This window comes from Mesorhizobium sp. M0119 (assembly GCF_040322615.1).
Lineage (GTDB): Bacteria > Pseudomonadota > Alphaproteobacteria > Rhizobiales > Rhizobiaceae > Mesorhizobium.
In genome coordinates, this window is sequence record NZ_JAMYTU010000021.1 from 1 (window position 1) to 17,063 (window position 17,063).

The 17,063-nt window shown below is 64.2% G+C and carries 15 protein-coding genes and 1 other RNA gene; 5 read left to right on the forward strand and 11 right to left on the reverse strand.

Translation table 11 applies throughout. The features are described from left to right. On the forward strand, positions 1 to 399 hold a 399-nt coding region (locus NKJ40_RS19640), incomplete at its 5' end, for an efflux RND transporter periplasmic adaptor subunit (protein ID WP_352467456.1). Further along, positions 396 to 3,491: an efflux RND transporter permease subunit gene (locus NKJ40_RS19645; protein ID WP_352467457.1), complete on the forward strand. Its 3,096-nt coding sequence runs from the start codon at positions 396 to 398 to the stop codon at positions 3,489 to 3,491. The genes NKJ40_RS19640 and NKJ40_RS19645, both read left to right, overlap by 4 nt. An 88-nt stretch (positions 3,492 to 3,579) precedes the next feature. Here the strand turns inward: NKJ40_RS19645 and NKJ40_RS19650 are convergent, their stop codons facing one another. From NKJ40_RS19650 to ffs, 11 genes are all read right to left on the reverse strand, one after another. Continuing rightward, on the reverse strand, positions 3,580 to 4,326 hold the full coding sequence (locus tag NKJ40_RS19650) for an ABC transporter ATP-binding protein (protein ID WP_352467458.1): 747 nt from the start codon (positions 4,324 to 4,326) through the stop codon (positions 3,580 to 3,582). Continuing rightward, the gene (locus NKJ40_RS19655; protein WP_352467459.1) at positions 4,323 to 5,156 is read right to left on the reverse strand and encodes an ABC transporter ATP-binding protein; all 834 of its coding nucleotides are present in this window, start codon (positions 5,154 to 5,156) and stop codon (positions 4,323 to 4,325) included. Before NKJ40_RS19655 ends, NKJ40_RS19650 begins: the two co-directional genes overlap by 4 nt. Beyond that, entirely contained in the window at positions 5,153 to 6,073 is a 921-nt protein-coding gene (gene nikC, locus NKJ40_RS19660; RefSeq protein WP_352467460.1) for a nickel transporter permease, read from the reverse strand. The genes NKJ40_RS19655 and nikC overlap by 4 nt, the downstream gene beginning before the upstream one ends. Next, on the reverse strand, positions 6,070 to 7,137 hold the full coding sequence (locus NKJ40_RS19665; RefSeq protein WP_352467461.1) for an ABC transporter permease: 1,068 nt from the start codon (positions 7,135 to 7,137) through the stop codon (positions 6,070 to 6,072). The genes nikC and NKJ40_RS19665 overlap by 4 nt, the downstream gene beginning before the upstream one ends. Positions 7,138 to 7,155: 18 nt before the next feature. Further along, complete coding sequence (locus NKJ40_RS19670; RefSeq protein ID WP_352467462.1) at positions 7,156 to 8,799, reverse strand: ABC transporter substrate-binding protein; 1,644 nt, start codon at positions 8,797 to 8,799, stop codon at positions 7,156 to 7,158. Between the two features lie 201 nt (positions 8,800 to 9,000). Beyond that, a complete protein-coding gene (locus tag NKJ40_RS19675; protein ID WP_352467463.1) occupies positions 9,001 to 10,278 on the reverse strand; it encodes a lytic murein transglycosylase in 1,278 nt (425 codons plus the stop codon). A 187-nt stretch (positions 10,279 to 10,465) separates the two neighbouring features. Further along, entirely contained in the window at positions 10,466 to 11,071 is a 606-nt protein-coding gene (gene recR / locus NKJ40_RS19680; protein WP_352448580.1) for a recombination mediator RecR, read from the reverse strand. A gap of 282 nt (positions 11,072 to 11,353) precedes the next feature. Then, positions 11,354 to 12,292, reverse strand: coding sequence for a cell wall hydrolase (locus NKJ40_RS19685; protein ID WP_352467464.1), 939 nt, complete (start codon positions 12,290 to 12,292; stop codon positions 11,354 to 11,356). 292 nt (positions 12,293 to 12,584) lie between these two features. Next, positions 12,585 to 12,908 carry a YbaB/EbfC family nucleoid-associated protein gene (locus NKJ40_RS19690; protein WP_292662242.1) on the reverse strand — a complete coding sequence of 108 codons (324 nt, stop codon included), beginning with the start codon at positions 12,906 to 12,908 and terminating at the stop codon, positions 12,585 to 12,587. Between the two features lie 31 nt (positions 12,909 to 12,939). Further along, the gene (locus NKJ40_RS19695; protein ID WP_352467465.1) at positions 12,940 to 14,766 is read right to left on the reverse strand and encodes a DNA polymerase III subunit gamma/tau; all 1,827 of its coding nucleotides are present in this window, start codon (positions 14,764 to 14,766) and stop codon (positions 12,940 to 12,942) included. A gap of 104 nt (positions 14,767 to 14,870) precedes the next feature. Further along, positions 14,871 to 14,967: signal recognition particle sRNA small type (gene ffs, locus NKJ40_RS19700), an RNA gene on the reverse strand. 358 nt (positions 14,968 to 15,325) lie between these two features. Here ffs and NKJ40_RS19705 point away from each other — a divergent pair. From NKJ40_RS19705 to NKJ40_RS19715, 3 genes are read left to right on the forward strand one after another with little or no spacing between them, the layout of a single operon-like run. Further along, positions 15,326 to 15,745: an HIT family protein gene (locus NKJ40_RS19705; RefSeq protein ID WP_352467466.1), complete on the forward strand. Its 420-nt coding sequence runs from the start codon at positions 15,326 to 15,328 to the stop codon at positions 15,743 to 15,745. A 38-nt stretch (positions 15,746 to 15,783) separates the two neighbouring features. Beyond that, positions 15,784 to 16,725, forward strand: coding sequence for an NAD(+) diphosphatase (gene nudC, locus NKJ40_RS19710; protein WP_352467467.1), 942 nt, complete (start codon positions 15,784 to 15,786; stop codon positions 16,723 to 16,725). A 26-nt stretch (positions 16,726 to 16,751) separates the two neighbouring features. Then, on the forward strand, positions 16,752 to 17,054 hold the full coding sequence (locus NKJ40_RS19715) for a Dabb family protein (RefSeq protein WP_352467468.1): 303 nt from the start codon (positions 16,752 to 16,754) through the stop codon (positions 17,052 to 17,054). Positions 17,055 to 17,063 lie beyond the last annotated feature (9 nt).

Genomic DNA, 17,063 nt, shown 5'->3' on the forward strand with positions numbered 1-17,063 from the left:
AAATGGCTGCCGACTATACGCAGCGTCGCCATGCTGAGCGAGATCGCCCCGCAGGCCGAAGGTTCGACCCGCACCCGCCGCGTCCGGCTGATGCTCATCGATCCGCCGCCGGCATTCAGGCTTGGTTCGACGGTGACGGCGACCCGCATGGTCAAGATCACGCCGACGATCGAGTTGCCGCTGTCGGCGCTGCTGGAGAAGAACGGCAGAGAAAAGGTCTGGATCGTCGACCAGCAGACGTCGAGCGTGAGTGCCCGTGACGTCAAAATTGCCGCCAAGGGTGCCGCCACTTTCACAGTCGCCGAGGGCCTCAATGCAGGCATGCGCGTCGTCACCGCCGGCGTCCACAGCCTGACCGAGGGACAGAAGGTCAAGATCTCTGAGGGCGAGGCCATATGAAGGGCTTCAACCTCTCCGACTGGGCGCTGAGCCATCGCTCGTTGGTGTGGTATTTCATGCTGGTCTTCGTCGTGGCCGGCGTCTTTGCCTATCTCAATCTCGGCCGCGAGGAAGACCCCGCCTTCACCATCAAGACCATGGTCATCCAGGCCAACTGGCCGGGCGCATCGGTCAACGAGACGGTGCGGCAAGTGACCGACCGCATCGAGAAGAAGCTCGAAGAGCTCGACAGCCTCGACTATACCAAATCCGTCACCTCTGCCGGCAAGACCGTCATCTTCGTCAACCTGAAGCCGACGACCAAGGCGCGCGATGTCGTGCCGACCTGGCTGCAGGTGCGCAACATGGTCAACGACATCTGGGCGCAGTTTCCGCAAGGCGTGCAGGGACCATTCTTCAACGACCGCTTCGGCGACGTCTATGGCAACATCTATGCCTTCACCGCCGACGGGCTGACGCCGCGCCAGTTGCGCGACTATGTCGAGGATGTCAGGACAAAGATCCTGACCGTGCCGAATGCCGGCAAGGTCGATCTGGTCGGTGCCCAGGACGAAGCGATCTACCTCGAATTCTCGACCCGCCAGATCGCGGCCCTCGGCCTCAACCAGCAAGCGATCGTGGCCAGCCTGCAGGCGCAGAACGCAATCACCCCATCCGGCGTCATCCAGTCCGGGCCGGAGCGCATCAGTGTGCGCGTCGGCGGCCAGTTCACCTCGGAAGAGAGCCTTCGCGCCATCAATTTGCGCGTCAACGATCGCTTCTTCCGGCTGAGCGACGTGACGACGATTTCGCGCGGCTATGTCGACCCGCCGACGGTCTTGTTCCGCTTCAACGGGCAGGACGCGATCGGCCTTGCCATCGGCATGAAGCCCAATGCCAATCTGCTGGAGTTCGGCCAGGCCCTGCACGAGGAGATGAACAAGGTACTGGCCGACCTGCCGGTCGGCGTCGGCGTGCATCTGGTCGCCGACCAGCCTGTCATCGTCGAGGAGGCGGTTTCCGGTTTCACGCGCGCCCTGTTCGAGGCGGTCGCCATCGTGCTTGCCGTGTCCTTCATCAGCCTCGGCATGCGCGCCGGCTTCGTCGTGGCGCTGTCGATCCCGCTGGTGCTGGCCATCACCTTCACGGTCATGGCCTATCTCGGCATATCGCTGCAGCGCATTTCGCTGGGCGCGCTGATCATCTCGCTCGGCCTTCTGGTCGATGATGCCATGATCGCGGTGGAGATGATGGTGGCGCGGCTGGAGGTCGGCGACAATCTGCGCAAGGCGGCGACCTATGTCTATACCTCGACCGCCTTTCCGATGCTGACCGGCACGCTGGTGACGGTCGCGGGCTTCATTCCGATCGGCCTCAACAACAGCGCCGCCGGCGAATACACTTTCACGCTGTTCGTCGTCATCGCCGTTTCGCTCCTGGTGTCATGGATCGTCGCGGTGCTGTTTGCGCCGCTGCTCGGCGTCACCGTCCTGCCGGCGACGATGAAGCAGCACCACGAAAAGCCCGGCCGCTTCACCGCGCTGTTCCGGCGCGTCCTCGTCGGCTCGGTGCGCCATCACTGGCTGACCATCATCGCCACGGGGCTGTTGTTCGCGGCGTCGCTGGCCGGCTTTGGCCTCGTCCAGCAGCAGTTCTTTCCACCATCCGACCGTCCCGAACTGATCGTCGACTGGAATCTGCCGCAGAACTCCTCAATTGCCGAGACCCGGGACCAGATGGAGCGATTCGAACAGCGGGCGCTGGTCCGCAATCCCGATATCGACCACTTCAGCTCCTATATCGGCCAGGGCGCGGTTCGCTTCGTGCTGGCCTATGACGTGCAACCGGCCAATCCCTATTTCGGCCAGACCGTCATCGTCACCAAGAGCATCGAGGCGCGCAATCGGGTCAAGCCGGCGCTCGAAAAGCTGCTGCGCGACGAGTTCGTCGGCACTGACGCCTTCGTCAAGCCGCTCGAACTCGGGCCGCCGGTCGGGCGGCCGGTGCAGTACCGCGTCGGCGGTCCTGACGTCCAAACGGTACGGACACTGGCGCAAGAATTCGCCGGCATCATTTCCGCCAATCCGCAGCTGGCCGCACCCACCTTCGACTGGAACGAACCCGAGCGCGTGCTGAGGGTCGACGTGCTGCAGGACAAGGCACGGCAACTCGGCATCACCTCTTCGGATATCGCCAGCGCGCTGAACAGCACGGTCGGCGGCTCCACCATCACCCAGGTGCGCGACGCGACCTATCTGATCAATGTGGTGGCCCGTTCGCGCGAGGCCGAACGGGGTTCGATCGGCACACTGCAGAACATGCAATTGCCAACCGGAACCGGCGAGGCGATCCCGCTGGCCGCGGTGGCGAACTTCCGCTACGAGCTCGAACAGCCGACGGTGTGGCGCCGCGACCGCATCCCGACCATCACCGTGCGCGCCGGGCTGGTCGGCGACGTGCTGCCCGCTACCGTGGTCAACGAGGTGAAACCGTCGGTCGACGCCTTCATCGCCAAATTGCCACCGGGCTATTCGATCGCCACCGCCGGCTCGGTCGAGGAAAGCGCCAACAGCCAGGGGCCGATAGCCGCCGTGGTGCCGCTGATGCTGTTCATCATGGCGACCATCCTCATGGTGCAGTTGCAGAGCTTCCAGCGCCTGTTCCTGGTCGTGGCGGTGGCGCCGCTCGGCCTGATCGGCGTGGTGGCCGCGCTGGTGCCGAGCGGGGCACCGCTCGGCTTCGTTGCCATCCTCGGCGTGCTGGCGCTGATCGGTATCCTGATCCGCAATTCTGTCATCCTGATCGTCCAGATCGAGGATCTTGTGAACGAGGGCAAGGACCGCTGGGCCGCCGTCATCGAGGCGACCGAGCATCGCATGCGGCCGATCGCGCTGACAGCGGCGGCCGCGAGCCTGGCGCTGATCCCGATCGCACGCGAAGTGTTCTGGGGGCCGATGGCCTATGCCATGATGGGCGGCATCATCGCCGGCACGGCGATCACACTGCTGTTCCTGCCAGCGCTCTATGTGACGTGGTTCAGGATCAAGGAGCCGAAAGAGGCGGAGGGCGCCGGCGCCCAAGCGGAAACGGTGCCGGAAGTTGGAGCGGCCTGAGCCGCAAAACACGATCGCCGAGTTCCCGCCCCCCTCTGGCCTGCCGGACAGAGGGGGGTGGGCGGGAACGCAACGCAAGCGATCGAAGCTACGTCCTCACGAACCCCTCGCTGGCCCTCAGCAAATTGCGCGTATAATCCTTGGTGACACGGCGTTCGACAAGATCGTCCGCCGCCAGATTTTCGACCGCCTCGCCGTTCTGCATCACCATCGGCCGCTCGCACATGTGGGTGATGATGGCTAGGTCGTGGCTGACCATCAGGAAGGTCAGCTTGCGGCGGCGCCGGATCTCCTCCAGCAGGTTCAGCACCTCGGCCTGCACCGAAGCGTCGAGCGCCGAGGTCGGCTCGTCGAGCAGCAGGATCGACGGTTCGAGGATCAAGGCACGGGCGATCGCTACGCGCTGGCGCTGGCCGCCGGACAATTGATGCGAATAGCGGAAGCGGAAACCGGTGCCCAGGCCGACCTCGTCGAGTGCCCGCTGGATGCGCTTTTCGCCGTCGGCGAAGCCGTGAATGGCGAGCGGCTCCTGCAGCAGGCGGTCGACGGTCTGGCGCGGGTGTAGCGAGCCGTACGGGTCCTGGAACACCATCTGCACCTCGCGGTAGAACGCCTTGTCGCGGTGCGCGCCGAGCGTTTTGCCGTTGACGGTGATGGTGCCTGAGGCGGCCGGCGCCAGGCCGGCGATTGCCCTGAGCAGCGTCGACTTGCCGGAGCCGGACTCGCCGACGAGGCCGAACGATTCACCGGATTGCACCTCGAGGCTGACGCCTTTCAGCGCGCGGAAGCGGTCGAACATCACCTCCAGCCTGTCGACGGAAAGGGCTGCCGTCATGCCGCCCACTCCGGCTTGCGGTCGAGCACCGGCAGCGGGTGACGGTCGGCGCCGATCTTGGGCATGCAGTTGAGCAGGCCGCGTGTATAGGGATGCTGGGCGCGGCCGAGCTCCGAGGCTTTGAGCTGTTCGACGACCTTGCCGGCATACATGACGATCACCCGGTCGCAGAAAGACGAGACCAGGCGCAGATCGTGCGAGATGAAAATCAGCCCCATGCCCCGCTCGCTGACCAGCCGGTCGAGGATGCCGAGCACGTCGAGCTGCACGGTGACGTCGAGTGCCGAGGTCGGCTCGTCGGCGATCATCATTTCCGGCCCGGCGATCAGCATCATGGCGATCATGGCGCGCTGGCCCATGCCGCCGGAGACCTCATGCGGATGCAGGTCGAAGACACGGGCCGGATCGCGGATCTGCACAGCCTCCAGCATGGCCAGCGCGCGGTCTCGAGCCTCGGCCTTGGAGACCTTCTCATGCGTGCGCAGCGTCTCGACGATCTGGCGGCCGATGCTCATCACCGGGTCGAGCGAATATTTCGGGTCCTGCAGGATCATGGCGATACGCTTGCCGCGCAGCGCGCGGCGGTCGCGGGGCGAGGCTGCGAGCAGATCGATGCCGTCAAAAGCGAGCGTCTTCGCGGTCACCTCGGCCTGCGGCGGGGTGACGCCCATGATGGCGCGGCCGGTCTGCGACTTGCCCGAACCGCTCTCGCCGACGATGCCGAGCCGCTCGCGGCCGAGCGAGAAGGAAACGCCGCGCACCGCCTCGATCAGGCCGGTGCGCGTCGGGAAGGTAACGCGCAGGTCGTCGACTTCGAGAAGCGTGCTCATTGGTCACCGCTTCGGGGGTCGAGCGCGTCGCGCAGGCCGTCGCCGAGCAGGTTGAAGCCGAGGCTGACGATGAGGATGGCAAAGCCCGGTGCGCCCGCCACCCACCACTGGTCGAGCACGAAGCGGCGGCCCGACGCGATCATCGCGCCCCATTCCGGCAGCGGCGGCTGCGCGCCGAGGCCGAGGAAGCCGAGGCCGGCGGCGGTCAGGATGATGCCGGCCATGTCGAGCGTCACCCTGATGATCAGCGAGGAGATGCAGAGCGGCATTATGTGGCGAAGCACGATGCGGAACGGCGAGGCGCCCATCAGCTGCACCGCGTTGATGTAATCGGAATTGCGCACCGTCAGCGTTTCGGCGCGCGCGATGCGGGCATAGGGCGGCCACGAGGTGATGGCGATGGCGAGCACGGCATTTTCGATGCCGGGGCCGAGCGCGGCGACAAAGGCCAGCGCCAGGATCAGCTTCGGAAAGGCGAGAAAGATGTCGGTGATGCGCATCAGGATCGCATCGGTCCAGCCGCCGGCATAGCCGGCGACGGTGCCGACCAGCAAGCCGATGGGCGCAGCGATTATGGCAACCAGAATGACGACGTAGAGTGTCCAGCGCGAGCCGAAGATGATGCGCGAATAGATATCGCGGCCGAGATCGTCGGTGCCGAACCAGTGCGCGGCACTCGGCGCCAGCAGCCGCGAGCCCTTGAGGTCGCCGAATGTCGGCGAATAGGGCGCCAGCACATCGGCGAAGGCCGCGACCACCAGCAGCGCGATGATGATGAGCAGGCCGATGAATGCCAGCCGGTTGGCGGAAAAGCGCCGCCATGCCACATAGGCGCGGCCGAGCCTTGCCTGCACGCGCGACGCCGGCCGCTCGCTGAGCAGCCAGTCGCGGCGGGTTTGAATCGCTTCGGTGCTCATCCCGCCTTGGTCCTTGGGTCAAGCACCCGGTAGAGCAGGTCGGAGAATAGGTTGATGGCGATGAAGACCGAGCCAATGATGATGGTGCCGCCAAGCACAGCATTCATGTCGGCGTTCTGCAGCGAGTTGGTGATGTAGAGGCCGATGCCCGGCCACGAAAACACCGTCTCGGTCAGCACCGATCCTTCGAGCAGCCCGGCATAGGACAGAGCGATCACCGTAACCATCGGCACCGCGGCGTTGCGCAGCGCATGGCCCCAGATGATGCGCGTTTCCGACAGGCCCTTGGCGCGCGCCGCGACGATGTATTCCTGGGTGAGTTCGTTCAGCATGAAGGAGCGCGTCATGCGGCTGATGTAGGCGAGCGAGAAATAGCCGAGCAGCGAGGCAGGCAGGATGATGTGGCGGAAGGCATCGGCAAATACGTCCCACTGCCGCTGCCAGAGTGCATCCAGCAGGTAAAAGCCGGTAACCGGCGTGAACGTGTACTCGTAGACGACGTCGAGGCGGCCGGGAAAGGCGACCCACTGCAACTTGGCATAGAACAGCACCAATGCCAGCAGTCCCAGCCAGAAGATCGGCACGGAATAGCCGACCAAGCCGATGATCCGCACGATCTGATCGATGATGCTGCCGCGCCGCACCGCAGCCAGCACGCCGAGCGGCACGCCGATCACCGAACCGATCAGTGTCCCCAGCGTCGCCAGTTCGAGCGTCGCGGGAAAGGCGCGGCGAATATCGGTCATCACCGGATTGGTGGTCAGCACCGATGTGCCGAAATCACCGTTCAGGGCATGTTTGACATAGATGTAGAACTGCTCGACGAGCGGCAAGTCGAGGCCCATCTCGCGGCGCGTGCGTTCGACGACATTGGCCGGCGCCCGGTCGCCGAGCACCGCCAGCACCGGGTCGATCGGGATCACGCGGCCGATGAAGAAGGTCACCGCGAGCAGACCGAGATAGGTCGTTATCGCGATGACCAGGAACCTGGCGATCGATGAGGCCACGGCAACGGCGCGGGCGCCGCCGCGCCCTGCCATCGCTTCGCTTTCAGCCACACTCATACGGCGCGTCCGCCGCCGTCACTCCTTCGAGACGGGGCCGACGAAGTTGGTGTCGAAGCTCGGGCCGAGCGCAAAACCCTTGAGGTTCTTGCGCAGGCCGGCCACTTCCAGCTGCTGGTGGATGATGACGAAGGGGCTGGTATCGAGGATCTTCTTCTCTAGATCCTGGTACATTGCGGCGCGCTTGGCCGCGTCCTTCTCGAGCAGTGCGGCTTCGGTCTGCTTGGTCAGGTCCGGAATGTCCCAGGCGTTGCGCCAGGCCAGCGTCTTGGTCTTGCCTTCATCCGAATTGTCCGGGTTGCTGGCAAAGGTCTGCGCATTGGAATTCGGGTCGAAATAGTCCTGGCCCCACTGGCCGATATAGATGTCGTGGTTGCGAGCGCGGTATTTGGTCAGCGTCTGCTTGCCGTCGCCGGGGATGATCTCCAGCTTGATGCCGGCCTGTCCCAGCGTCTGCTGGATCGATTCCGCCATGCCCGTCGTCGGCTGCCCGGTGCGCACGTCCATGGTGACGCTGAAGCCGTCGGCGAGACCCGCCTTGGCAAGCAGGTCCTTGGCCTTGGCGACGTCGAGCTTGAACGGGTTCTCGTCCAGTTCGCCGAGCACGCCCTTGGGCAGGAAGGTCTGGTGGATCTCGCCGATGCCCTTGAGGATGGTCGTGCTCAAGGCATCGTAGTCGACCAGATATTTGAACGCCTGGCGAACCTCGGGTTTGGCGAGGTTCGCGTTCTTCTGATTGAGGCTGATGTAATAGACCGTGCCCTTCGGCGCGCTGGTGGTGGTGAGGTCGGCATTCTTGGCGATGGCGTCGAGATCGTTCGGTTCGAGATTGCGGGCAACGTCGATGTCGCCGGCTTCCAGCGCCAGACGCTGGCCGGAGCTTTCCTTCATGTTGCGATAGATGACCCGCGCAAGCTTTGCCTTTTCACCGTTGTAATTGTCGTTGCGCTCGAGGACGACGGCCTCGTTGGCGCGCCATTCGCGCAGCTTGAAGGCACCGGAGCCGGCATAGCCGGTCTTTAGCCAGGCATTGCCGAAATCATTGTCCCATTTGTAATCGGCGCTCGGCGTGACCGCGGCGACATGCTCCTTGACCAGCTTGGCGTCGACGACCGAGGCGACCGTCGCCGACAGGCAGTTCAGCACGAAGCTCGGCGCATAGGCCTTGTCGACGGTGAACTGGAACGTCGTATCATCAACAGCCTTGGCCTTCTCGGTGACGTTGCCGCCATCGATGCCGAACTGGCCGATAATAAAGGCCGGGCTCTTGTCGAGCTTGATGGCGCGCTCGAACGAATAGGCGACGTCCGCCGCCGTGATCGGATTGCCGGAAGCGAATTTGAGGCCGGGCTTGAGCTTGAATGTGTAGGTCAGGCCATCGTCGGAGACGCTCCAGCTTTCCGCGAGATCGCCCTTGACTTTGGAGGTGTCGCTGAGGTCGAGGCGCACCAGAAGATCATAGGTGTTGCCGGTGACTTCGGCGGTCGACAATTCGAATGCCTCGCCCGGATCCATGGAGATGATGTCGTCGATGGCGAAACCCTCGACCAGCGTGTCGGCGGGCGTGACCGCGAAGGCAGGCGCACCGGCCAGAAGCAGCGCGGACATTGCCGCGCCCGCGAGCAAGAAGCGGGCGCGTAGAGCAAACTTTTCCATCATCATTTTAACTGTTCCCTGTTTTTGTTGACCTGAGTTCCCGGCTCAGGGTTGTGGCATTTCTTGCCGCGTCGAACGGTGATCCCCGGACCGTTGTCTAGGCAATTTTTTGTGCAGTTCCGGCTCACCATATCCGGCGGTTTCGAGCGCGGCAACGAGCATTTGCAGAACGGTTGATTGGGCCAGACCGGCGGTGCGAAAACCCGGCTATTTCAGCGCGGTAACCAGGTCGGCGTCGGGAAAGCAGGTAGCGGAACGGCCGTTGCTGGCCTGCCATTTGCCGATCGAGCGGCGCGTCTTGAAGCCGGGCAGGCCGTCGGCACTGCCGACATCATAACCCTTTGCCTCCAGCGCCCGCTGCAGGGCGGCGATGTCGGAGCGGTAGAGCCCGCCGACTGCGCCCCAATTGCCCGAGAAATTGCTGTCGCCATGGGCGATGCGATCGGCGCCATGGCCGATGAACAGGGCATAGAGATCGCTGGTGTTATACTGCTTCAGCACGTAGAAATTGGGGGTGACAATGAAGGCCGGGCCGCTGCGTCCCGCCGGCATCAAAAGAAAGCCCTCGGCTTTCAGTTCGCTCGCCGGAAACGGTTTGCCCGACACACGCCTGATGCCCATATCAGCCCATTGCGAAATCTTCCTGCCCTGGTCGGGACCTTCGAGCGAGCACGAGACGCTGTCCGGCACCGTCACCTCGAAGCCCCAGCCGCGGCCCCTGACCCAGCCATAATGCACGAGATAATTGGCGATCGATGCCAGTATGTCGGGCGTCGAATTCCAGATGTCGGTGCGGCCGTCGCCGTCGAAATCGACGGCATGCTTGAGGAACGACGTCGGCATGAATTGCGGCTGGCCAAGCGCGCCGGCCCAGGACGATTTCATCGCGCCGACCGGGGCAAGCCCGCGCTCGACGATCTCGAGCGCCGCCAAGAGCTCGGTGCGGAAGAACGCCTTCTTCGTCGACATGAACGCCTTGGTGCCCAGCACCTCGAAGGCGTCATAAGGCAGCTTCGCCGCGCCGAAGCCGCTCTCGCGGCCCCAGATCGCCAGCAGCACTTCGCCAGGCACGCCGTAGCGTTTCTCGATCGCGGCAAGAGTCCTAGCGTTGGCCGCCTCGCGGGTGCGGCCGCCGGCGGTCACCGCTCGGACTATCCTTTCGGCGAAATAGGCGCCGGGCGAACCGAACTCGGCCTGATGCTGCTTCTGCGGCGTCGTCGCCCTCTTGCCCGGCTTCACCAGGTCGGGCAGCTTGAGGTTCGGCTTGACGCCGTCGAAGGCGGCATCGAAGGTTTTCTTGGAGATGCCTTTGGCCTTGGCTTCGGGCCAGAGGTCGTTGCCAAGCCAGGCGCGGAACTGGTCGTCGATTGGTGCGGCGGAGGCGGGAGTGGAAATGAAAAGGCTGGTTAGCGCGGCTAGAAGAAATGCAAAGACGAGGTTGCGAAAGTTGCGTTCTGTCGCGCCCCCCTCTGTCCTGCCGGACATCTCCCCCACTTGGGGGGAGATTGGCAGTTTCGATCTCGTCGCCAGTTTTGCAGCGCTGAAAGTTGGCGAAAGCAGGCATGACAGCCAATCTCCCCCCTTGAGGGGGAGATGTCCGGCAGGACAGAGGGGGGTGGGACGGAGTGCCAAGTTTGCAGTCATCATCCGGGCCTCCTCCTCGCAACTCGCCTCAAAACACAGTCCGTGAGCGCAGTGCGGCGGCCAGCGTGCCTTCGTCGAGATAATCGAGCTCGCCGCCGACCGGAACGCCATGCGCCAGCCGTGTCACCTTGATGTCGAAGCCGGAAAGCTGGTCGGTGAGGTAGTGCGCGGTGGTCTGGCCCTCGACGGTGGCGTTGACGGCGAGGATCACTTCCTTGACCTCGCCGCCGGCGACGCGATCGACCAGCGAACGGATGTTGAGCTCATCAGGACCAATGCCGTCGAGCGGCGACAGCGTACCGCCGAGCACATGATAACGCACGTTCATGGCGGTCGCCCGCTCCAGCGCCCAAAGGTCGGCCACGTCCTCGACAACGATGAGCGTAGTGGGGTCGCGGCGCGGGTCGGTGCAGATCATGCATGGATCGGAGGTATCGACATTGCCGCAGGTCGAGCAGATGCGCACCTTGTCGACTGCCTCGCCCATGGCGGCGGCGAGAGGCGCCAGCAGCTGCTCCTTCTTCTTGATGAGGTGGAGCGCGGCGCGGCGTGCCGAACGCGGACCGAGCCCCGGCACCTTGGCCAGCAGCTGGATCAGGCGTTCGATCTCGGGACCGGCGATTCGCTTCGACATCGCACCGGTTTAGGATTTTTCAACGGATTTTGGAACAGCGTCCTCGGACGCGCAAGAACTGCTGCTGGAACGCGATTGCTTCAGGTCGGCGCCGCCCCTCATTGCCCTGCCGGGCATTTCTCCACGTATAGTGACGGGGAGAAAGGGCTGACCGCAACCTCGGCACTCTTTTTGCAGCGCCGGAAATTGGCGAAATCCTTGGCAAAGGCGTCCTTCTCCCCGTCACTATACGGGGAGAAGATGGCGGCAGCCAGATGAGGGGCGGCGCCGACGTTGACCGCCTCAGTTTTCTTCCAGCGGCCGGGTCTGGCCGGCGATCATCGCGCCGATGGCGTCGGTGTTCTCGGGCGTCGCCTCGAACGACATTGTCGGCTCCGCCGGCGCGGCCTGGAAGGAGGTGACAGGGCGGGCGCTCACGGTCCCGCCAAAACGGGCCGCATCCGGTTCCTGCATTGGTTCTTGCAGCGCCACAAGCATCGGCTTCTCCGCCGTCGCCCTCTCCGAGGTCGCCATTCCGGTAGTCACCCGGGTCTGCTTTGCCGGCAGCGATGCAGCGGCGGTCACATAGGTTGCCTTGGCGAATGTCGGCTTGGCCTCGCGTGCCGGCTCCGCCGAGGCGACAAGTATGGCCTGAGCGGCAGGCGCTTGCGGCTTGGCCTGGGCAACGGCAACCACGGGCTCGTCCGGCAGTGGCTGCCAGTTGCGGCCGCGCTTTTCATAAAAGGCATTGCCGCCGGCGACCATGGTGTAGTGCATGTTCTTGTAGGGGAAGCGCAGGCCGGCGGTGTGGAAATACATTGTGTTCTTCAGCTTGGCTTTGCGCTCGCCCTTGAGCACCGCCGCGGCGGCTTCCTCGACATCGGGCATCGCCTTCGAATTCATCGGCCGTGTCATGACGCCCGGCGCGAACTGCCCGCGCTCGCCAACCACTTCGCAGATGGTGTTGCCGTGCTTGCCGGACCGCAGCCGGTTCATCACCACCGTGCCGACCGCAATCATGCCGTCACGGCTCGAGCGGTTGGATTCGAAGAACATCGCCCGTTCCAGGCATTCCTTCTCCTTGGGTGTGGAATTGTAGGAGCGCGAGCTCAGGAAACTCGGCGTGATGGCATTGGTCAGGCTGGACATGCCGTGCGAGGCGGTCTGACTGCAAGCGGCCAAAAACAGCGGCGAGATAACGACGCCGAGCCGCAACGGCGTCTTCCATCGGGTAGAGATCAAACAGGCGTCCCCTCATTCTGCTGCCAGCCCGCCCCTGGTTGCGGCAAGAATGAGACACTTTCAGGCAAAAAGATGGCTAAAGCGTTATTAAGTGGGGGGCGTTGCCCAATAGACACAGCCGGCTGGTCAGCAAGCGTTGGGCCCCTGCACGCTTCGGCCACTGTAACGGCATCCCGATTTGACTAAAAGCGCGTCGCGTTCGACCGGCCTCATGCGACGCGTTTTAGGTTCTTATTTTGATGCATGTCGTTATCGCAAAACCGCTGCACACTTTTGCGCGACATGCATTAGCCTAGAACGGCAGCTTCATTCCCGGGGGGATCGGTAGTCCCGCGGTCAGCGCCTTGGTCTTCTCCTGCATGGTCTGCTCGACCTTGGTCCTGGCGTCGTTGTGGGCAGCGAGGAGCAGGTCCTCGAGAATCTCGACCTCGTCCTCCTTGAACAGCGCCGGGTCGATCTTCAGCGACTTCATCTCGAACTTGCCGGTCAGCGTCACGCTGACCAGGCCGCCGCCGGCCTGCCCGGTGGCTTCCAGCGTGGCGATCTCATCCTGCATGGCCTGGAACTTGGCCTGCATTTCCTTTGCCTTGCCCATCAGGCCAAGAAGATCTTTCATCGCACGGTCCTTTGCAGTTGGTGCTGGTTGTTCAGGTTTCGTCGTCGTCGGCCGGCGGCTCGTCCGGCACTTCGGCCTCGGCCGCATCGGCTTCCGGCGCGTCGGGAATGCGCACGTCGATGATCTTGGCGCCGGGAAAACGCGCCAGGATGGCGGCGACCGTCGGGTCGCTCTTGGCATCGAGGAAGGCGTTTTCGCGCTTTGTCGATTCCATCTCGGCCAAGGTCTGGCCGCCCTCTTCCTTCGACAGCGACACCAGCCAGTTCCGGCCGGTCCAGGCGCGCAGCTTGGCGGTCAAATCATTGAGCAGCATCTTCGGCGCATCGTCGGTCAGGCTGACGTCGATACGGCCGGGCTCGATGCGCACCAGGCGCACGCAACGCTTCACCAGCACCTTGAAGGCCATGTCGCGCTGGGCGTCGGCAAGGGCGACAATATCGGCCAGCGATTTCACCGGCACCGGCGGCGCCTCGACCGCCGGCTCCGGCGGAGCAACGAAGTTGGTCGGCACCGGCTCTGCCTCGACCAGGCGCATCGTCTGCGCGCCGCCATTGGCCGTCGGCATCCGCGTCTGCGCCACAGCGCCGGTACCACCGCTTGCAGGCGCATGGTTTGCAGGGCCGGGGCTTGCCGGCGTGCCATTCGCGCGCGGCGCGGCGCCCGGCAGGGTACCGCCGTTCTCCAGCGATTTCAGGGCCTCGTCCAACGTCGGCAGGTCGGCGGCATGGGCCAGCCGGATCAGCACCATCTCGGCGGCGCTGACCGGGCGGTTGGAGGTCTGCACCTCGGGAATGCCTTTTAAGAGCATCTGCCACGTCCGCGACAGCACCTTGACCGACAGCGTGCTGGCGAAATCGGCGCCGCGCCGGCGCTCGTCCTCGGACAGCGAGGCGTCGTCGACGGCACCCGGCACGAAACGCAGACGGGTGACCAGATGGTTGAACTCGGCAAGGTCGGTCAGCACAGCGGCAGGATCGGCGCCCGTATCGTACTGCGCACGGAATTCGGCAAGCGCGGCGGCGACGTCGCCCTTCATGACATGTTCGAACAGGTCGACGATGCGGGCACGGTCGGCGAGGCCCAGCATGGCACGCACCGCTTCGGCGCTGACCGCGCCGCCGCCATGGGCGATCGCCTGGTCGAGGATCGACTGCGCATCGCGCATCGAGCCTTCGGCCGCACGCGCGATCATCGCCAGCGCATCGTCTTCGACTTCGATGCCCTCCAGACCGGCTATCCTGGCAAGGTCGGCCTTGATCATTGCCGCATCGATGCGCCTGAGGTCGAAACGCTGGCAGCGCGACAGGACGGTGATCGGGACCTTGCGGATTTCGGTGGTGGCGAAGATGAACTTGACGTGCGGCGGCGGCTCTTCCAGCGTCTTCAGCAGGCCGTTGAAGGCCTGGTTGGAAAGCATATGCACTTCGTCGATGATGTAGACCTTGTAGCGCGCCGACACCGGGGCGTAGCGCACGCGCTCGATGATGTCCCTGATATCGTCGATGCCGGTATGCGAGGCGGCGTCCATCTCGATGACGTCGACATGGCGGCCTTCCATGATCGCCTGGCAATGCTCGCCAAGCACGGCAAGGTCGACGGAAGGCTGGTCGACCGTCGATGTTTTGTAGTTCAGGGCCCGGGCGAGGATGCGCGCGGTCGTCGTCTTGCCGACGCCGCGCACGCCGGTCAGCATCCAGGCCTGGGCGATGCGGCCGGTGGCAAAGGCATTGGTCAACGTGCGGACCATCGGCTCCTGGCCGATCAGCTCGGAGAAATTCGACGGTCGGTATTTGCGCGCCAGCACGCGATAGGCGGCAGGCTTGTCCAATTTCCCGGCCTCGTTTCCGGCTTCGCTCATTCGCCCGTTAAGCTCCAAGGGCTGCCACTGGAGGCGGCCGATTCCTGCGCATAGTTTCGCCCGCACGGCTTGGCGCCGTCAATGTCGGGGCAAAAGGCGAAGAGGCGGGAGGCTGGAACAATGACCCGTTCCGGGCTCGTTAGGGCTGCTTCCTTCCGGACCTGACCCGGTTGGCGAGTGGACCGTCCACCACCAACCTCCCAGCCTCCATATCGGCAATCCGGCGATGAAATGCAAGTGCGGATGATAGAGGTCGTGAGCGACGACGACAGCTGAAACCAAAAACCCGCCTCGGCGGGCGGGTCGTTGGTGCGAATAATCACCATAGCGAGATCAGTAGCATAGCTGCCGGCACAAAGCAAGAACAAAATGTGGCCGTGATCAAAATGTCGACCTCGGCGGGGCAGCGCCAACCTGATGCAATTTGCCCGGGCCCTCCCTTCTTCGCGCACAATCAGCGCCACGACGGCCAATGTTGCTTGCTGCCCCTTGCGGCCCTTCGGAAGCCGCTCTAGCGTCGATGGAGTTCAAAAAACGTCAAAAAGTGAGGGAAACGCCGATGCTGCCGGGCCTCAAGGCCGGATTCGCGCTTGACGCCCAGCTGGAAGCCGACAGCGAACAGCTGATGTGGCTCGGCCTGTGCGAATTGCGCGTCATGAACGACCGCCGCTGGCCGTGGCTGCTGCTGGTGCCGCAGCGGCCGGGCATCGAGGAAATCCACGATATGACGCCGCTCGATCAGGCGATGCTGACCTTCGAGACCAACATGGTGGCGCTGGCGCTGAAGCGGGTGACCGGCTGCACCAAGATCAACACCGGCGCACTCGGCAACATCGTGCGCCAGTTGCATGTACATGTCATTGCGCGCTCGGAAGGCGATCCCGGCTGGCCCGGTCCGGTGTGGGGGCACGGCCTGCGCGAGCCCTATCAGCGCTCCGACCTTCGCAAGTTTGCGGAAAAGATCAAGGCAGCGCTATAAGCCTCTCCCGTGTCCACCTTGAACCTTCCCGAGTCTGCATGAGCTTTCGCCTGTTTGACGCGCCCTTGCGCGAGCCGAGCCAGTTCGTCGGTTTCGCCGGCAACATTATCGATCGGCAGTCCGAAAACCGCGCCGACGATTCCGTCGAAAAGGCGCTCGCCGATCCCTCGGCGCGGCTTTTGCTGATGCGTGGCGGCCGGCTCTATCTGAAGCTTGCGCAAGGTGCATTCGATCCCTGGTTCGGCGCGGCCGAAAGCCGGCCGCTCGAAGCATCACTCGAAAACGGCGTCCTGCTCGGTTTTTCCGAAAGCGGCCCGGTGCTGGCGGTGCCGGCCGGGGTCGAGCCCGAGCAGCTTCCCGAGACGATCAAGGCGATCGACTATCGCTCGGTCTATATGCAGGGGCTGATCGACGAAGCGGCGGCCGGCGCGCTGGCGCAAGGGGCGGCGCTGCTCGCCTGGCATGCCAGCCATCGCTTCTGCAGCAAATGCGGCACCGAAGCCGAGATGCGGGCGGGCGGTTACAAGCGGCATTGCCCGGCCTGCGGCACAGAGCACTTTCCGCGCACCGACCCGGTGGCGATCATGCTGACGGCGACGCCCGAAAAATGCCTGCTCGGCCGCGGCCGGCATTTCGGGCCCGGCATGTATTCGGCGCTCGCCGGTTTCATCGAGCCGGGCGAGACGATCGAGGCGGCGGTGCGCCGCGAAACGCTGGAGGAAGCCGGCATCAGGCTCGGCCGCGTCGTCTACCACGCCAGCCAGCCCTGGCCGTTCCCCTATTCGCTGATGATCGGCTGCTTCGGCGAACCGCTCAACGACGATATCCAGCCCGACCTCAACGAGCTGGAAGATTGCCGCTGGTTCTTTCGCGACGAGGTGCTCTCGATGCTGGCCCGCGAGCATCCGGGCGGCCTGGTGACGCCGCCAAAGGGGGCGATCGCCTATAACCTGATCCGCGCCTGGGCCGACAGCGCATAGCAGGATCGACATCGCAGGAGCAGAAAATGATCCGTCACACCGTCGTGTTCACGCTGAAACACCCGCCGCATTCGCTCGAGGAAAAAAGGTTCCTCACCGACGCCAAGAGGATCCTCACGGCGATAAAGGGCGTCACGCATTTCGAGCAGTTGCGGCAGGTCAGCCCCAAGAACGACTACCGCTTCGGCTTCTCGATGGAGTTCGCCGATCAGCGGGCTTATTCCGGCTACAACGACCATCCCGACCACGTCGCCTTCGTCCGCGACCGCTGGAACCCGGAGGTCGCGGCGTTTATGGAGATCGACTACGTGCCGCTCGGCTGGGGCTGAGACCGGGAA

What these genes read in the sequence shown, in the direction of transcription:
- NKJ40_RS19645 (WP_352467457.1), top strand. Translation starts at nt 396, where the DNA reads ATGAAGGGCTTCAACCTCTCCGACTGGGCGCTGAGCCATCGCTCGTTG.
- NKJ40_RS19650 (WP_352467458.1), bottom strand. Translation starts at nt 4,326, where the DNA reads ATGACGGCAGCCCTTTCCGTCGACAGGCTGGAGGTGATGTTCGACCGC.
- NKJ40_RS19655 (WP_352467459.1), bottom strand. Translation starts at nt 5,156, where the DNA reads ATGAGCACGCTTCTCGAAGTCGACGACCTGCGCGTTACCTTCCCGACG.
- nikC (WP_352467460.1), bottom strand. Translation starts at nt 6,073, where the DNA reads ATGAGCACCGAAGCGATTCAAACCCGCCGCGACTGGCTGCTCAGCGAG.
- NKJ40_RS19665 (WP_352467461.1), bottom strand. Translation starts at nt 7,137, where the DNA reads ATGAGTGTGGCTGAAAGCGAAGCGATGGCAGGGCGCGGCGGCGCCCGC.
- NKJ40_RS19670 (WP_352467462.1), bottom strand. Translation starts at nt 8,799, where the DNA reads ATGATGATGGAAAAGTTTGCTCTACGCGCCCGCTTCTTGCTCGCGGGC.
- NKJ40_RS19675 (WP_352467463.1), bottom strand. Translation starts at nt 10,278, where the DNA reads ATGTCCGGCAGGACAGAGGGGGGCGCGACAGAACGCAACTTTCGCAAC.
- recR (WP_352448580.1), bottom strand. Translation starts at nt 11,071, where the DNA reads ATGTCGAAGCGAATCGCCGGTCCCGAGATCGAACGCCTGATCCAGCTG.
- NKJ40_RS19690 (WP_292662242.1), bottom strand. Translation starts at nt 12,908, where the DNA reads ATGAAAGATCTTCTTGGCCTGATGGGCAAGGCAAAGGAAATGCAGGCC.
- NKJ40_RS19695 (WP_352467465.1), bottom strand. Translation starts at nt 14,766, where the DNA reads ATGAGCGAAGCCGGAAACGAGGCCGGGAAATTGGACAAGCCTGCCGCC.
- NKJ40_RS19705 (WP_352467466.1), top strand. Translation starts at nt 15,326, where the DNA reads ATGCTGCCGGGCCTCAAGGCCGGATTCGCGCTTGACGCCCAGCTGGAA.
- nudC (WP_352467467.1), top strand. Translation starts at nt 15,784, where the DNA reads ATGAGCTTTCGCCTGTTTGACGCGCCCTTGCGCGAGCCGAGCCAGTTC.
- NKJ40_RS19715 (WP_352467468.1), top strand. Translation starts at nt 16,752, where the DNA reads ATGATCCGTCACACCGTCGTGTTCACGCTGAAACACCCGCCGCATTCG.